We start from the raw sequence: 16,398 nt of genomic DNA, 5'->3' as shown, positions 1-16,398 counted from the left end.
CCCCTCACCTTACCCTCTCCCCGTGAAGAAGCGGGGAGAGGGGGGTCACCGGCCTTGGAGTGCTTCCCTTCTCCCCGTCACTGTACGGGGAGAAGGTGCCGGCAGGCGGATGAGGGGCAGCGCAAACGCCCGCTAGAAGAACGCTGCACCGCAGCCCGAATTGATTTGCCTGACAGATCAGGACAGCCCATGACCTCCGCCGTCTCCTTCCAGAAAGCCTCGCGCCATTTCGGCAGCGTGCGCGCCGTCGACGCGGTCGATCTCGACATCGTGCCGGGCGAATTCTTCGCCATGCTCGGCCCGTCAGGTTCCGGCAAGACCACCTGCCTGCGCCTCATCGCCGGCTTCGAGCAGCCGACATCGGGCTCGATCTCGATCTTCGGCGAACGCGCCGAGGGCGTTCCGCCCTATCGCCGCAACGTCAACACCGTGTTCCAGGACTATGCGCTGTTCCCGCATCTGAACGTGCTCGACAACGTCGCCTACGGGCTGATGGTCAAGTGTGTCGGCAAGGCTCAGCGGCACAAGGCGGCGGAAGAAGCGCTGTCGATGGTGCGGCTGCCCGGCTACGGCGCCCGCCGCCCCGGCCAACTTTCCGGCGGCCAGCGCCAGCGCGTGGCACTCGCCCGTGCGCTGGTCAACCAGCCAAAGGTGCTGTTGCTCGACGAGCCGCTCGGCGCGCTCGACCTCAAATTGCGCGAGAACATGCAGGAGGAGTTGAAGTCGCTGCAGAAGGCGCTCGGCATCACCTTTGTCTTCGTCACCCACGACCAGGGCGAAGCGCTGTCGATGGCCGACCGCGTCGCCGTCTTCAACGATGGCAAAATCATGCAGGTCGGCACGCCGGAAGATATCTACCAGCGACCGAAGACGCGCTTCGTCGCCGATTTCGTCGGCTCCTCCAACGTGCTGCCGCCGGATTTCGTCCAGCGCTATTCCGGCCAGCATCGCTGGGGCAGCCTGCGCCCTGAATCCATTCGTGTCGGCCGCGCGGCCAGCGCGGGCACAAGTGGCGAAGGCGTATCCGCCCGCCTCGTCTCGACCAACTATCTCGGCGCCACGACGAAGCTGGCGCTCGACGCCGACGGGCTGCGGCTGCACGCCATCGTGCCCGCCGGCACGGCCTTGCCTGGGGAAGGCGAGGCGGTGGTGCTCACCTTCAACCGCGAGCACCTGCATCTGATGGACGAGCCGGCATGAGCCTCGACGCCGCCATGATGCGTGCAACAGCGCCCGCCATCCTGCCCGGCAGCGGCGGCTTGCGCGGCGCGCTATCGGACCTTTTCTGGCGCAAGCCGAAGGTCCTGCTGCTGCTCATGCTGCTGCCTCCGGTTCTGTGGCTGGGTATCGTCTATATTGGCTCGCTGTTTGCGCTCCTGGCGCAGAGCTTTTTCTCCATCGACGAGTTTTCCGGCCTTATCAACCGTGAGTTCACGCTCAAGACCTATGGCGACCTGTTCCAGGCCGCCAATCTCGACATCATCCTGCGCACGGTGACGATGGCGGCCTTGGTCACGCTGGCCTCGGCCGTCATCGCTTTCCCCATCGCCTATTACGCGGCACGTTATGCGCGCGGCCGCTGGAAGGCCTTGTTCTATCTCGGCATCATGCTGCCGCTGTGGTCGAGCTATCTGGTCAAGATCTACGCCTGGAAGCTGATCCTGGCCAAGGAGGGCATCCTCACCTGGCTCCTCGCCAAGCTGCATTTGTTGTGGGTTCTCGACGCCTGGCTGTCGCTGCCGATCGTCGGCGGCAATTCGCTGTCGGTATCGTTCACCGGCACCTTCATCGTCTTCGTCTATGTCTGGCTGCCGTTCATGATCCTGCCGGTACAGGCGGCGCTCGAGCGCGTGCCGGGCAATCTGGTCGAGGCCTCGTCCGACCTCGGCGCCTCTCCGGGGCAGACTTTCCGCAACGTGCTGTTCCCGCTGGCCCTGCCGGGCATCGTCGCCGGGTCGATCTTCACCTTCTCGCTGACGCTCGGCGACTATATCATCCCGCAGATTATCGGCACCTCGCGGCTGTTCATCGGCCAAGCCGTCTATTCGCAGCAAGGCACCGCCGGCAACATCCCGCTCGCCGCCGCCTTCACCGTGGTGCCGATCGTCATCATGGGCTGCTACCTCTGGGGCGCCAAGCGCATGGGGGCCTTCGATGCGCTCTGATGGTTCCCAATCGGCTCCGCTCGGCCTGAAGATAGCCGCCGCCTGCGGCCTGCTGTTCCTGCATCTGCCGATCCTGCTGATCTTCGTCTACGCCTTCACCACCGAGGAGAAGAGCTTCGTCTGGCCTCCGCCAGGGCTGACGACGCAATGGTTCGCCGTGACCTGGAACCGGCCGGATGTCTGGCAGGCGCTGTCGCTATCGGTCAGGGTTGCCTCGATCTCGACTGCGATTGCTTTGGTCCTCGGAACGCTCTGTTCGGCGGCGGTGTCGCGGACAAAATTCTTCGGCCGCGAAACCATCTCGCTGCTGGTCATCCTGCCGATCGCCCTGCCCGGCATCATCACCGGCATCGCGCTGCGCTCGGCCTTTTCGCTCGCCGATATCCCGTTCTCGTTCTGGACGATCGTGCTCGGCCACGCCACCTTCTGCGTCGTCGTCGTCTACAACAATGCCGTCGCCCGCTTTCGCCGCACCTCCGGATCGATGATCGAGGCGTCGATGGATCTCGGCGCCGACGGTTTTCAGACTTTTCGCCATGTCGTGCTGCCCAACATCGCCACGGCACTGCTTGCCGGCGGCATGCTGGCCTTCGCGCTGTCCTTCGACGAGGTCATCGTCACCACCTTCACCGCCGGACAGCAGCAGACGCTGCCGATCTGGATGCTGGAAGAGCTGATCCGCCCGCGCCAGCGCCCGGTCACCAATGTCGTCGCCATGGTCGTCATGCTGGTGACGCTGCTGCCGATCCTTGCCGCCTATTACCTCACCCGTGACGGCGACCAGATCGCCGGAAGTGGGAAATGAAAAACAGCGAATAGGGAGTAGCGAACAGCGAGTAGGGATCATCGACGGTCAACCCTGCTCGCTTTCAGCTACTCGCTACTCGCTCCTGTTAAGGGAGAATCCAATGGACACCCAGATGCTGATCGGCTCGAAATTCGAGAAGGGCACCGAGACCGAGGAGCCGATCCTCAATCCAAAGACCGGGGCGACCATCCTCAACCTGCCCGAGGCCAGCCAGGTGCAGATCGAGGCGGCGGTCACCGCCGCCGAACAGGCGTTCGTCTTGTGGTCGCGCACCACGCCGGCGCAGCGCTCCGGCTATTTGCTGAAGATCGCCGACCGCATCGAAGCCGACGCGAAGGAGTTCGCCACGCTCGAGGCGCTCAACTGCGGCAAGCCGATCAACGCTGTGCTCAATGACGAAATCCCGGCGATCGTCGACTGCTACCGCTTCTTCGCCGGCGCCGTCCGTTCGATGCCGGGCGTCGTGGCCGGCGAATACATTCCCGGCCATACTTCGATGGTCCGCCGCGATGCCATCGGCATCGTCGCCTCCATCGCGCCGTGGAACTACCCGCTGATGATGATGGCCTGGAAGCTGGCGCCGGCGATCGCCGGCGGCAATACCGTCGTCTTCAAACCATCCGAGCAGACACCGCTGACGGCGCTGAAGCTGGCGAAAATCCTCGCCGATATTCTGCCGGTGGGCGTGGTCAACGTCGTGCTCGGCCGCGGCGACAGCGTCGGCAACACGCTGATCAATCATCCCAAGGTCAACATGATCTCGATCACCGGCGACGTCGCCACCGGCAAGAAAGTGCTGCAGGCGGCCGCCAAGTCGGTCAAGCGCACGCATCTCGAGCTCGGCGGCAAGGCGCCGGTCATCGTCTTTGACGACGCCGATCTTGGCGCCGTGGTCAGCGGCCTGCGTGCCTTCGGCTATTACAATGCCGGCCAGGACTGCACCGCCGCCTGCCGCATCTACGCCGGCAAGAAGATCTACGACAAACTCGTCGCCGATCTCTCCTCGGCCGTCTCGACCATCAAGTACAACCGTCCCGACGACACTGAAAACGAGATCGGCCCGCTCATCTCCCGCCGCCAGCGCGACCGCGTGTCGAGTTTCGTCGAGCGCGCCTCGGAACTGAAGCACATCGAGATCACCACCGGCGGCAAGCCGGGCGAGGGTTCCGGCTTCTACTACCAGCCGACCGTGGTTGCCGGCGCGCTGCAGGAAGACGAGATCGTGCGCCGCGAAGTGTTCGGCCCGGTCGTCTCGGTTACTCGTTTTTCGGAGGTCGACGAGGCGGTGAACTGGGCCAATGACAGCGACTACGGCCTGGCGTCATCGGTATGGACCAAGGATGTCTCGCGCGCCATGGCGACGGCCGCCCGCCTGCAATATGGCTGCACCTGGATCAACACCCACTTCATGCTGACCAACGAGATGCCGCATGGCGGGCTGAAACAGTCCGGTTACGGCAAGGACATGTCGCTCTACGCGCTGGAAGACTACACCGCCGTGCGCCATGTGATGGTGGCTCACAGCTAGCGCCTTCCCTTCTCCCCGTTTTACGGGGAGAAAGTGGCCCGAAGGGCCGGATGAGGGGCAGCACGTCCCTGGCAAAGCCGGCTCCGCCCCTCATCTGCCTGCCGGCATCTTCTCCCCGTGAAACGAGGAGAAGAATCACTACTCCACAATGCGATAAATATTCCACAGGCTGGTGCCCGACACGACATAGGGCTCGATCTCCTTGCCCCATTTGGCATGGGCGTCGATCTTGCCGATCTTGGCGAAGAACGCCTCCAGCTGGGCCAGGCTTTCGACCTGATGATGGGACTCTACCGTCGCCTCCCGCGCGCCGATCGAACCGGTCATGATCTGGAATTCCAGCTCGTCGATGCCGACCTGCGAGCCGATTTCGCGTTCCCATTTCTTCAACAGGTCGAGCACGGTCTGCTTGTGTCCGAACTTGGCGTCGATCTGCCATCTGGCGCTGAACATCGTCTTCTCCTCCAGGTTTGCGGCCCAGGCCGCGGTTGATCCACCGGCTGTTGGTCTACTCGTCCCAGGCCTGCACGACGGTCTGACTTGCGATCCGCCCGTCCTTCAGCTCCAGCATCGCCGCGCAGAACACCTTCGTGCCGTCCGGATAGGCGCAGGCCTGGGTGAAGGCGAGGCTGTCGCCGTCGGCGATGGTGGTATCGACCTTGTGGGTCATCGCGCGGCTGCAGATGTCGTCCCAGAATGTGGTGATCGCGGCGCGTCCGCGGATCTCGCGCGGCTTGCTCGGCGGGTTGTTGCGGTCGATCACCCGCACCAGCGCGTCGTCGGCATAGAAGCTCGACAGCATCTTGCCGTCACGGGTTTCGATGGCCTTCTTGATCGCCGCACCATCCACTGTTTGGGTCTTGGTCAGCATGTCATCCTCCATTGGCCCGTCTTCCGGGCGGTTGATGGTCGAAGTGCTGCCGGGCGCTTGTCGCCAGGCAGTGGTTGTTACTGCGACTTCGCCTTGACGGCCGCGAACACGTCGTCGGCCTGCTCCTTGAAGGTCGTCAGATCGACCTGGCTGCCGTTGAGCATCGTCGGCCAGTGGCGCACGATCGCGGACATCGCCACCGCCTCCTTGATCTCCTCATCGCTGGCGCCCTGCCGCTATCGCAAGCGATTTGAGTGTTTGGTTCGACGTCAGCATTTCCTCCTCCGTTCGCAGCACCTTTCCCGACGACATCCGCCATGGAGAGAATTGATAGCGCTGACCCGCCCATGGCCGCTTCGCCCGAAAGCGCCATGGCTCTCATGGCCCGTGCGGGCCAGGGTGCCTGGCCGAAAACGCCGCCGCCGCCGCCCGCGACGGCAGGTCCAGCTTGAGCAGTATGTTGGCGACATGGCGCTTGACCGTGTGTTCGCTCAGCCTCAATTCGGCGGCGATCGCGGCATTGCTCTTGCCGTCGGCGACGAGGCTCACCACCTCGCTTTCGCGCGCCGTCAATGCGGCCGGCTCGGCAACCCTGGGTTTGGGCCGGCAGGCGGGTTCCAGATGCTGTTCGGACGTCGCATGGACCAGCGCCAGCGGCTCCTCCAACTCGTCGACGCTGATGCGCCCGGCGTCGGTGAAATGCAGGCCCGACCCAGCCGCCAGATCGGCGATCAGACGCGACGCGATAATGTCGCCGCGGCCGGCATGGGCGGCCAACTGCATCGCCACCCGCGCCGTCATCCCAACGGGCGGACCGCGCACTTCGATCTCGCCGACATGCGCCCCTTGCGCGCTTGCCACGCCGATTTCCTGCGCCGCCTCGCGCAGCGCTGCCGCGCAGCGTATGGCGCGTGCCGGGCCGTCGAAGCGCGAAATCATCAACTCGCCATGCAGGCCCGCAGAACGCCCGCCGTGGCGCCCGACCAGCAGCCGCCAGGTTTCCTGGAGGCGCAGGCTGCGTTCGCTCCACATGCGGTCGCCGAGCCGCGCCGTGTCGTAGATGCGTGTCACCAAAAGTGCCGCCAGCACGCGGTCCACTTCGCCCACGGCGCGCTCGCCGGTCAGGAATTCCTCGATCAGGTCGGCCACCCCGTCGACATCGCCGGTCCAGATCGGATGGTCGCGTCCGGGAATCTCGACCAGCCGGGCGCCGGGGATCTTCTGTGCAAGGAAGCGGCTGGCATCGGGGTCGACCCGCGCATCGTTGCGGCGATGGATCACAAGCGTCGGCGCGCTGATCACGCTCAGGATGTGGCGGATGTCGACGTCGGCGTTCATGCGCGCCAGCGCCGCCGCCGCCGTCGGGCTCGCCGACAATCGTTCGAAACGTGCCCACCACTGGGTGAAATGCGCGTCGTCGACCCGGCTCGGCGCGAAATGGGGCAGAGTGGCGCCGGTGCCCCAGGCTGTCTCCGCCATCTCGATGAAAGCGTCGAGGCGTTCGGGCGACATCACCCATTTGTGGAAATGCGCATAGCCGCCATAGAGCGCCAGCGCCCGCGTCCGCTCCGGATAGGTGGCGGCGAACAGCATCGCCATAGGCGCGCCTTCGGAGGAGCCGAGCAGGGCTGCACGGCCGCTGCCGGCGGCGTCCATAACCGCGCGCACATCGTCCATCCGCGTTTCGAGACTGGGCAGGTTATGCGCGTCGACGCGGTCGGACAGACCCGTGCCGCGCTTGTCGAACAGGATCAGCCGCGAGAATGCCGAAAGCCGCTTCAAGAGCCTGGCATAGCCCTCGTCTTCCCAGTGCAGGTCGAGGTTGGAAATGAAGCCCGGCACGAAGACCAGATCGAGCGATCCCTGCCCGACCACCTGATAGGCGATCCTCATATCGCCGCTACGGGCGTATCGCGTCTCGATCGGCCTCACGAGATTTCCACCCCGGCCTGACGATTTCTGGTCGTCAAACCATAGCAGAACAGCGCGGATGCGGCAGCTTAAACTTTAGCGATGACGAATGTAAGCCGGCGCGGCTTGGCGATTATTCCTGCGAGGCGGCGACGTCGGCAGGGGAGGGCTCGAGTCCGAGTTTGAGGTCGGCCGCAGCCGGCGTGATCGGCCGCCTGATCCTGGCGGAGGCGGCCACCACCAACTCGTTGAAGTTCCCGGTGCCGTCGTCCAGCATTTCGAAGAACTGCCGCCGCATCCTCGGCTCCCAGAACTTGTTGATGTGCTCGGCGACGCCGGCAATGCCTTCCTCGCGCGGCTTGGAATGGAAGAAATCGGCGATCTGGTTTGCCATGCGCACCAGCTTCTCGGCGGTGCTCATAATGTGTTCTTCGTCATGCGACATGCTTGGCAACTCCGCAAACCACCCGGTCGGGGTGGGTGAAAATATCAAAATCGTCGCCGCGAACCAGCGCCACCAGCGTCATGCCAGCCTCTTGCGCCGTGCGGATGGCAAGGGCGGTCGGCGCCGAGACGGCGATGATGAAGGCCGAGCCGATAGAAGCCGTCTTCTGCACCATTTCGACCGACACCCTGGATGTCACCACAACGGCACCGGATGCGCCATCGATGTCGGCCTTGGCCAGCGCACCGGCCAGCTTGTCGAGCGCATTGTGACGGCCGACATCTTCGCGCGCCATGACGATGCCCTTGCCAGGCATATAGAAACCGGCGGCGTGTACCGCTCCGGTCTCGGTGTGCAGCGGCTGCACTTTGGACAAAAGCTTGACCGAACGGGCGATGTCGTCGGCATCAAGCGTAAGGCTTGAGGTACCAACCGCATCGACCGAGCGCATCGCTTCCTCGATCGATTCGATGCCGCAAAGCCCGCAGCCGACCGGGCCGGCGAGCCTTCGCCGCCGCGCTTCGAAACGTGTGTTGGCTCGGTCCTTCAGCCGGATCTGAATGTCGATGCCGGCGCCATGGTCCTCGACCTCGATGGCTTCGATCTCTTCGGGCAAGGCGATGATGCCTTCGGTCAGCGAGAAGCCGAGCGCGAAATCCTCGAAATCCGCCGGGCTTGCCATCATCACCGCATGCGTGGTGCCGGCAAAGGAGAACGCCACCGGCGTCTCTTCCGGCACCATCCGGTTGGCAGCCGTCGTCCCAACCGCGCGGTGCGCCAGCCGCGATACCTGCGTCGTGGCTTTGCGGCGCGCGCTCAAGACTACTCCGCCGCCTGCAAAGACGCGATGCGCCGGCTCTGCTTGGCTTGCTCGTCATAGTCGCGCTGCCATTCCGACGGTCCGTTGGAGGCGCCGACCTGCACCGCCGTCACCTTGTATTCCGGACAATTGGTCGCCCAGTCGGAGAAGTCGGTGGTGATGACGTTGGCCTGCGTGTCCGGATGATGGAACGTCGTGTAGACCACGCCGGGCGACACCCGGTCGGTGATCAGCGCGCGCAGCGTCGTCTCGCCCGATCGGCTGGTCAGCCGGACCCAGTCGCCGTCGCGCAAACCGCGGTTCTCGGCATCGTGCGGATGGATCTCCAGCCGGTCCTCCGAGTGCCACATGCTGTTGTCGGTGCGCCTGGTCTGCGCGCCGACATTGTACTGTGACAGGATGCGGCCGGTGGTGAGCAGCAGCGGGAAGCGCGGTCCCGTCCTTTCGTCCGTCGCCACATATTCGGTCCGGATGAACTTGCCCTTGCCGCGCACGAACCCGTCAATATGCATGATCGGGGTGCCGAGCGGCGCCTTCTCGTTGCAGGGCCATTGCACGGATCCGACACGGTCGAGCAACTCGAAGGAGACGCCGGCGAAGCTCGGCGTGGTCATCGCGATCTCGTCCATGATCTCGGAGGGATGCTGATAGTTCCAGTCCAGCCCGATCGCGCGGGCAAGCTCCTGCGTCGCCTCCCAATCGGCGTAGCGCGCCTTCGGCTCAAGAACCTTGCGCACCATGTTGATGCGGCGCTCGGCGTTGGTGAAGGTGCCGTCCTTCTCGAGGAAGGTCGAGCCCGGCAGGAAGACATGCGCGTAGTTCGCCGTCTCGTTGAGGAACAGGTCATGCACGACGACGCATTCCATCGCGGCAAGGCCGGCGGCGACATGCTTGGTGTCGGGATCGGACTGCAGAATGTCCTCGCCCTGGATGTAGATGCCCTTGAAGCTGCCGTCGACGGCGGCGTCGAGCATGTTGGGGATGCGCAGGCCGGGTTCGTCGTCCAGCTTCACGCCCCACAAGGTCTCATAGATATCGCGCACGGCTTCGCCGGAGATGTGGCGATAGCCCGGCAGTTCGTGCGGGAAGGAGCCCATGTCGCAGGAGCCCTGCACGTTGTTCTGGCCGCGCAGTGGGTTCACGCCGACGCCGGGCCGGCCGATATTGCCGGTGGCCATGGCGAGATTGGCGATTGCCATCACAGTGGTCGAGCCCTGGCTGTGTTCCGTCACGCCGAGGCCGTAATAGATCGCGCCGTTGCCGCCGGTGGCGTAGAGCCGCGCAGCGCCCCGGATCAGCTCTGGATCGACGCCGGACAATTTGCCGACGGTTTCGGGGCTGTTTTCCGGCAAGGCTACGAACGATGCCCAATCCTGGAACTCCGTCCAGTCGCAGCGTTCGCGGATGAAGGCTTCGTCGAACAGGCCCTCGGTGACGATCACATGCGCCAGCGCCGTCAGCACGGCCACATTGGTGCCGGGCTTCAGCGGCAGGTGATAATCCGCTTCGATATGGGCCGACTTGACCATCTCGGTGCGGCGCGGATCGAGCACGATCAGCTTGGCGCCCTGGCGCAGCCGCTTCTTCAGCCGCGAGGCGAACACCGGGTGAGCGGAAGCCGGATTGGCGCCGATGATGACGGCGACGTCGGTGAAGTCGACGGAATCGAAATCCTGCGTGCCGGCCGAGGTGCCATAGGTCTGGCCGAGCCCGTAGCCCGTCGGCGAATGGCAGACGCGTGCGCAGGTGTCGACATTGTTGTTGCGGAAACCCTGCCGCACCATCTTCTGGACGAGATAGGTTTCCTCGTTGGTGCAGCGCGACGAGGTGATGCCACCGATCGCGGTGCGTCCGTACTGGTACTGGATGCGGCGGAATTCTTTCGCTGTATGGGCGATCGCCTCTTCCCAGCTCACTTCGCGCCACGGGTCGGTGACCTTTTCGCGGATCATCGGCGACAGGATGCGGTCCTTGTGGGTGGCGTAGCCATAGGCGAAACGGCCCTTGACGCAGGAATGGCCGTGGTTCGCCTTCCCCTCCTTATAGGGCATCATGCGAACGACTTCGTCACCCTTCACCTCGGCCTTGAACGAGCAGCCGACGCCGCAATAGGCGCAGGTGGTAACAGCCGAGCGCTCCGGCAGGCCCTTGGCAAGCACCGTCTTCTCGCGCAGCGCATCGGTCGGACAGGCCTGCACGCAGGCGCCGCAGGACACGCATTCCGAATCGATGAACGCCTCGTGCATCCCCGCCGAAACCCGGGATTCGAAGCCTCGTCCCTCGATGGTCAGCGCGAAGGTGCCCTGCACCTCTTCGCAGGCCCGCACGCAGCGCGAGCAGACGATGCATTGCGAGGCATCATAGGTGAAATAGGGGTTGGATTCATCGCGGGCGATGTAGTCGACCGCCAGCGAGCCATGGCCGGGCGCCACGCCACCTTCCGGCTTGACGTGGTTGCGGCCTTCGATGCCGTAGCGGTTCTCGGTCAGGCCGATCGACTTCGCCACCGCATCGAACTCGCTCGCGCCGGTTCCGGCCTGTTCGTTCCAGCCGGTCGGATGATCGGAGACGTAGAGCTCCATGACGCCGCGGCGAATGGCATCGAGCCGCTCGGTCTGCGTGCGCACGATCATGCCTTCGCCGACGGGCGTCGTGCACGATGCCGGCGTGCCGCCGCGTCCTTCGATCTCGACAAGGCAGACACGGCACGAACCGAAGGAGTCCAGCATGTCGGTGGCGCAAAGCTTCGGGATCTCGACCCCGCCTTCCATCGCGGCACGCATGATCGAGGTGCCTTCCGGCACGGTGATGCTGCGACCGTCGACGTTCAGCGTGACCTGCTTCTGCGCCTTCGATTGCGGGGTTCCGTAGTCGATCTCTTCGACGAGGGAGGGGAAGTCGGCCTTGATGTTCATCTGCCAGCTCCTATTCGGCAGCCACGCGCACGGGCGCTGGCTTGAAGTCGTCGGGGAAATGGGTAATCGAGCTCATCACGGGATAGGGCGTGAAGCCGCCCAGCGCGCAGAGCGAACCGAACTTCATCGTGTTGCAGAGGTCGGTGACCAGAGCGAGGTTCTTCTCCGGCTCGATGCCCGCGACTATTCTGTCGATGGTCTCGACACCGCGCGTCGAGCCGATGCGGCAGGGCGTGCACTTGCCGCAGCTTTCGATGGCGCAGAACTCCATGGCAAAGCGCGCCTGTTTCAGCATATCGGCGGTGTCGTCGAACACCACGATGCCGGCATGGCCGATCAGCCCGTCCTTTGCCGCGAAGGCTTCATAATCGAACGGCGTGTCGAACAGCGCGCGCGGGAAGTAGGCGCCGAGCGGCCCGCCGACCTGCACCGCCTTGACCGGTCGCCCCGTGGCCGTGCCGCCGCCGATCTCGTCGACGATCTCGCCCAGCGTCATGCCGAAAGCGGCTTCGAACAGGCCGGCATATTTGACGTTGCCGGCGATCTGGATCGGGATCGTGCCGCGCGAGCGGCCCATGCCGAAATCCTTGTAGTAGGCCGCACCCTTGTCCATGATGACAGGCACCGAGGCCAGCGAGATGACATTGTTGATCACCGTCGGCTTGCCGAACAGCCCCTTATGCGCCGGCAGCGGCGGCTTTGCGCGCACCATGCCGCGCTTGCCTTCAAGTGAATCGAGCAGCGCCGTCTCCTCGCCGCAGACATAAGCTCCGGCGCCGACCCGGATCTCCATGTCGAAAGCGTAGGGCGAACCCAGCACGCTGGCGCCAAGAACGCCGGCCTTGCGGGCGACCTCGACGGCCTTGTTCATCACCGCCACCGCATGCGGATATTCCGAGCGGACATAGACAAAGCCCTTGGTCGCGCCCGTGGCTATACCGGCGATCGTCATGCCTTCGATCAGCACGAACGGATCGCCCTCCATGATCATGCGGTCGGCGAAGGTGCCTGAATCGCCTTCGTCGGCGTTGCAGACGATGTATTTGCGGTCGCCTGCGGTATCGAGCACCGTTTTCCACTTGATGCCGGTCGGGAAGCCGGCGCCGCCGCGCCCGCGCAGGCCCGATTCGGTAACCTGGGCGACGATGTCGGCAGGCGTCAGCGCCAGCGCGTTCGTCAGTCCGTTCAACCCGCCATGCTTCTTGTAGGATTCGAGCGAAAGCGGATCCGTGACGCCGCAGCGCGCGAAGGTCAGCCGCGTCTGCTTGGCGAAGAAGGGGATCTTGTCCGGTGAGCCCAGCCAGCGCTTGTGATGGCCGCCGGTGAGAAAGCCGCCGTCGAACAGGCTTTTGACGTCGGACGGCTTTACCGGCCCATAGGCGACGCGGCCGTTCGCTGTCGCAACTTCGACCATTGGTTCGAGGAAATAGGCGCCGCGCGACCCGTTGCGCACGATCTTGGCGTCGATGCCGCGCTCGGCGAGTTCGCCGGCGATCGCCTTGGCGACCTTTTCGGCGCCAAGCGCCAGCGCACCGGAATCGCCGGGAATGTAGATGCGCGGGATCATGAGCGCACCTCTGCAACGATCTCGTCGAGCTTCTCGTCATTGAGCCGCCCGATCACCTCGCCATCCAGCATTGCGGCGGGCGAACAGGCGCAAAGGCCGAGACAATAGACCGGCTCCAGCGTCACCGAACCGTCGCGGGTCGTCTCATGGAAGCCGATGCCCAGCAATTGCTTCAGCTTGGCGGCGATGGCGTCCGAACCCATCGACTGGCAGGATTCCGCCTGGCAGAGCTTCAGCACATGCCGGCCTGCCGGGTGGCTTCGGTAATCGTGATAGAAGCTGACGACGCCGTGCACCTCGGCCCTGGAAATGTTCAGCGCCTCGGCGATGACCGGCAGCGCATCCTTGGGCACATGGCCGAACTCTTCCTGGATGCCGTGGAGGATCGGCAGCAACGGGCCTTCGAGGCCCTTCATCTCCTGGACGATCGCGACCGTGCGCGACGTGATCTCGGTACTTGCAGGCTGCATTGTCATGCAGCGCCCTCCCTATCGTAGCGACCCATACATATCGGCCAGAAGCATCAAGCTGTTTTGGAACAACGACATGCTCGTGCCGCTTTATCGCTAAGTGCTTAAGAAACCAGAGAAAACCTCTGAAATCAATAAAGCGGTTTCGTTGTACGATAGAAATTTTCTATCGTTCCGTTTGACTAACTCTGTCTAGCGGAACGGTTTGCGTGGAAATCGTCCGCCAGCGCCATTGCCTCGTCCAGCAGCGCCGAGACCAAAGGTGTGTGCGGTTCGCGCGGTGTCGCCACCAGGCCGACCGTGTGGCTGGCATCCGGCTCGACAATCGGAATGGCCCGGATCGGCTCGGAAAAGCCGAATGTTTCCGCAAGGTTGAGCGGCATGATCGACGACCATTTGCCGGTGCGGATGTGCGAAAACAGCACGATCATCGAATTGGATTCCAGCGTCGGTCGCACCTGCACGCCGGCTTCGGCCAGATGCTGATCGATGATGCGGCGGTTCTGCATGTCTGGCGTCAACAGGCACAGCGGCAGGCTTGAGAGCTCTGCCCATGTCACTTTGTCGCGGTCGGAATAGGGATTTCCCATCGCGGTGATCAGTTGGTAGCGCTCGTCATAGAGCGGCACGCTGGTCACCCGCCCCAGCGGCTCGTTGTCGAGATAGGTGATGCCGGCATCGATGTCGAAATTGCCGAGCAGCGACAGCACCTCGATCGAGGTCCGCGACAGCACCGAAAAGGTGACGCCTGGATGCTTTTCGCGAAACGGCGTTGTCAGCCGCGGCAGCATGGCGAGCGCCGTCGGAATGGCGGCGATGCGGATACGGCCCGAAAGTCCGTGGCGCGCCGCGCGCATTTCCTCGCGCATGGTCCTGGTGTCGCCGACGATGCGGCGTGCCCACACCAGCACCTGTTTTCCCTCCGGCGTCAGCCCCTGGAAGCGTGAGCCGCGCAGGACCAGCATGACGCCAAGCTGGCCCTCCAACTGCTTGATGCCGGCCGAGAGCGTCGGCTGGGTGACGCCGCATACCTCCGCCGCCCGGCCGAAATGCTCCTCCCTGGCGAGCGCGATGAAGAATTCCAGCTTGTCGATCATGCGATCTTTCCGGTGGTTCGCTGCAAGGTCGGGGAAATCGCGCCTCACCGCAAGCGCGATGCACAATTGCCCTGCATCCACACCTTTAAGCCGGCTACCTGTTTCCCGCGGCGCGATGCGGCGCTATGTGGATGAAACTGGGAGATCGACCATGCTGGGCTGGTTCCGCAAGCTTTTGCCGCGCGAAGATCGCTTCTTCGACCTGTTCGAACGACATTCGCGCACCGTGGTCGGCGGCGCCGAGGCGCTGGAGCAGCTTCTCCAGGGCAGGGATATCGACCTCTGGTGCCAGAAAATCGTCGATCTCGAAGATGAGGCCGACCACATCACCGCGGAAGTCCTGCTGGCGGTGCGGCGCTCCTTCATCACGCCTTTCGATCGCGGCGACATCAAGGACCTGATCCAGTCGATGGATGATGCCATCGACATGATGCACAAGACGGTCAAGACGGTGAAGCTGTTCGAGCGCAAGGAATTCGATCCGCTGATGCAGGAAATGGGTGGCGTCATCGTCGCCGCCGCCAAGCTGGTGGCCGAGGCGATCCCGCTGCTCAACAAGGTCGCGACGCACACGGTGCGCCTCAACGCCATCGCCGAAGAGGTGATGCGCGTCGAAAGCCGGGCCGACGACCTGCACGAGCAAGGGCTGAAGGATCTCTTCAGGAAGCACGGCAGCAGCGATCCGATGGCGTACATGATCGGCAGCGAGATTTATGGCCAACTGGAAAAAGTGGTCGACCGCTTCGAGGACGTCGCCAACGAGATCAGCGGCATCGTCATTGAGAATGTCTAGGTGATGGAAGCCACCATTGCCTTTCCCGTGCTGGTCGGCCTCGTCGGCGTCGCGCTGTTCTTCGACTTTCTCAACGGCTTGCACGATGCCGCCAACTCCATTGCCACCATCGTCTCCACCCGCGTGCTAAGGCCGCAATACGCGGTATTGTGGGCGGCTTTCTTCAACTTCATCGCCTTCATGTTCTTCGGCCTCCACGTCGCCGAGACAGTGGGCAAGGGTATCGTCGATGTCAGCATCGTCACCCCGGCGGTCATCTTCTCGGCGCTCGTCGGCGCCATAGTCTGGAACATCGTCACCTGGATCGCCGGCATCCCGTCGAGCAGCTCGCATGCGTTGATCGGCGGCCTGGTAGGTGCCGGTGTGGCAAAGGCAGGCGTGGGCGCCATCGTCTGGACAGGGCTTGGCAAGACGGTTGCGGCAATCGTCCTGTCGCCAGCGACCGGCTTTATCCTGGCGCTCATCCTGATTTTCGTCGTCTCGTGGCTCTTCGTGCGCCAGACGCCCTTTGCGGTCGACAGTACCTTCCGCGTCATGCAGTTCTTTTCCGCCTCGCTCTATTCGCTCGGGCACGGTGGCAATGACGCGCAGAAGACCATGGGCATCATTGCCGTGCTGCTCTATTCGCAAGGCATGCTCGGCGCGACTTTCCATGTACCGCTCTGGGTTGTCCTCACCTGTCAGGCGGCACTGGCGCTCGGCACCCTGTTCGGCGGCTGGCGCATCGTCCACACCATGGGCTCGAAGATCACGCGGCTGAACCCGATGCAGGGTTTTTGCGCCGAGACCGGCGGGGCGATCACCCTGTTTGCCGCGACCTGGCTCGGCATTCCCGTGTCGACCACGCACACCATCACTGGCGCCATCATCGGCGTCGGCGCCGCCCGCCGCGTCTCGGCCGTGCGCTGGGGCATTGCCGGCAACATCGTCATTGCCTGGATCGTCACCTTGCCGGCCACCGCTTTGATTTCGGCGCTCACCTACCTGGCGGTTGGCCTGGCGAGGTGA

Annotated in this window: 14 protein-coding genes and 3 pseudogenes; 6 read left to right on the top strand and 11 right to left on the bottom strand. The window is 64.0% G+C overall.

Annotation, left to right across the window (positions count from 1 at the left end; translation table 11 throughout):
- Window positions 1-189: 189 nt before the first annotated feature.
- The 4 genes from NKJ67_RS00945 to NKJ67_RS00930 all read left to right on the top strand — a co-directional run bounded on the left by NKJ67_RS00945 (window position 190) and on the right by NKJ67_RS00930 (window position 4,501).
- The gene (locus NKJ67_RS00945) at window positions 190-1,200 is read left to right on the top strand and encodes an ABC transporter ATP-binding protein (RefSeq protein WP_352580144.1); all 1,011 of its coding nucleotides are present in this window, start codon (window positions 190-192) and stop codon (window positions 1,198-1,200) included.
- A 14-nt stretch (window positions 1,201-1,214) separates the two neighbouring features.
- Window positions 1,215-2,165, top strand: coding sequence for an ABC transporter permease (locus tag NKJ67_RS00940; RefSeq protein WP_352580329.1), 951 nt, complete (start codon window positions 1,215-1,217; stop codon window positions 2,163-2,165).
- Window positions 2,155-2,970, top strand: coding sequence for an ABC transporter permease (locus NKJ67_RS00935; RefSeq protein ID WP_127320604.1), 816 nt, complete (start codon window positions 2,155-2,157; stop codon window positions 2,968-2,970). The genes NKJ67_RS00940 and NKJ67_RS00935 overlap by 11 nt, the downstream gene beginning before the upstream one ends.
- A gap of 103 nt (window positions 2,971-3,073) precedes the next feature.
- Entirely contained in the window at window positions 3,074-4,501 is a 1,428-nt protein-coding gene (locus NKJ67_RS00930) for a gamma-aminobutyraldehyde dehydrogenase (protein WP_352580142.1), read from the top strand.
- 138 nt (window positions 4,502-4,639) lie between these two features.
- On the opposite strand, the gene NKJ67_RS00925 is transcribed toward NKJ67_RS00930, so the two are convergent.
- The 11 genes and pseudogenes from NKJ67_RS00925 to NKJ67_RS00880 all read right to left on the bottom strand — a co-directional run bounded on the left by NKJ67_RS00925 (window position 4,640) and on the right by NKJ67_RS00880 (window position 14,597).
- Entirely contained in the window at window positions 4,640-4,954 is a 315-nt protein-coding gene (locus tag NKJ67_RS00925; RefSeq protein WP_127267881.1) for a hypothetical protein, read from the bottom strand.
- Between the two features lie 55 nt (window positions 4,955-5,009).
- Window positions 5,010-5,372, bottom strand: a complete 363-nt coding sequence (locus NKJ67_RS00920; RefSeq protein WP_127320608.1) for a nuclear transport factor 2 family protein — start codon at window positions 5,370-5,372, stop codon at window positions 5,010-5,012.
- A gap of 77 nt (window positions 5,373-5,449) precedes the next feature.
- Window positions 5,450-5,602: pseudogene (locus tag NKJ67_RS00915) on the bottom strand (carboxymuconolactone decarboxylase family protein); the annotation flags it as partial.
- Window positions 5,603-5,750: 148 nt separating this feature from the next.
- On the bottom strand, window positions 5,751-7,304 hold the full coding sequence (locus NKJ67_RS00910) for an alpha/beta fold hydrolase (protein WP_352580141.1): 1,554 nt from the start codon (window positions 7,302-7,304) through the stop codon (window positions 5,751-5,753).
- 112 nt (window positions 7,305-7,416) lie between these two features.
- Window positions 7,417-7,728 carry a formate dehydrogenase subunit delta gene (locus NKJ67_RS00905; protein WP_023811684.1) on the bottom strand — a complete coding sequence of 104 codons (312 nt, stop codon included), beginning with the start codon at window positions 7,726-7,728 and terminating at the stop codon, window positions 7,417-7,419.
- Window positions 7,718-8,548 carry a formate dehydrogenase accessory sulfurtransferase FdhD gene (gene fdhD, locus NKJ67_RS00900; protein WP_352580140.1) on the bottom strand — a complete coding sequence of 277 codons (831 nt, stop codon included), beginning with the start codon at window positions 8,546-8,548 and terminating at the stop codon, window positions 7,718-7,720. The genes NKJ67_RS00905 and fdhD overlap by 11 nt, the downstream gene beginning before the upstream one ends.
- A 2-nt stretch (window positions 8,549-8,550) precedes the next feature.
- Window positions 8,551-11,040 (bottom strand): annotated as a pseudogene (fdhF, locus tag NKJ67_RS00895) (formate dehydrogenase subunit alpha); the annotation flags it as partial.
- 59 nt (window positions 11,041-11,099) lie between these two features.
- Window positions 11,100-11,463: pseudogene (locus NKJ67_RS35105) on the bottom strand (2Fe-2S iron-sulfur cluster-binding protein); the annotation flags it as partial.
- A 10-nt stretch (window positions 11,464-11,473) separates the two neighbouring features.
- A complete protein-coding gene (locus NKJ67_RS00890; RefSeq protein ID WP_352580139.1) occupies window positions 11,474-13,030 on the bottom strand; it encodes a formate dehydrogenase beta subunit in 1,557 nt (518 codons plus the stop codon).
- Entirely contained in the window at window positions 13,027-13,506 is a 480-nt protein-coding gene (locus NKJ67_RS00885; protein ID WP_352580138.1) for a formate dehydrogenase subunit gamma, read from the bottom strand. Before NKJ67_RS00885 ends, NKJ67_RS00890 begins: the two co-directional genes overlap by 4 nt.
- Before the next feature lie 176 nt (window positions 13,507-13,682).
- Window positions 13,683-14,597, bottom strand: a complete 915-nt coding sequence (locus NKJ67_RS00880; protein WP_127267008.1) for a LysR family transcriptional regulator — start codon at window positions 14,595-14,597, stop codon at window positions 13,683-13,685.
- Window positions 14,598-14,748: 151 nt separating this feature from the next.
- On the opposite strand from NKJ67_RS00880, the gene NKJ67_RS00875 reads away from it, so the two are divergent.
- Both NKJ67_RS00875 and NKJ67_RS00870 read left to right on the top strand, forming a co-directional pair.
- Window positions 14,749-15,390 (top strand): DUF47 domain-containing protein, encoded by a 642-nt coding sequence (locus NKJ67_RS00875; RefSeq protein WP_127267007.1) that lies wholly within the window; start codon window positions 14,749-14,751, stop codon window positions 15,388-15,390.
- A 3-nt stretch (window positions 15,391-15,393) separates the two neighbouring features.
- Window positions 15,394-16,398 (top strand): inorganic phosphate transporter, encoded by a 1,005-nt coding sequence (locus NKJ67_RS00870; RefSeq protein ID WP_127267014.1) that lies wholly within the window; start codon window positions 15,394-15,396, stop codon window positions 16,396-16,398.

This window comes from Mesorhizobium sp. M0088 (assembly GCF_040322895.1).
Lineage (GTDB): Bacteria > Pseudomonadota > Alphaproteobacteria > Rhizobiales > Rhizobiaceae > Mesorhizobium.
Note: the sequence above shows the minus strand (reverse complement) of the source record. Positions and strands in the feature narration are given on the sequence as shown.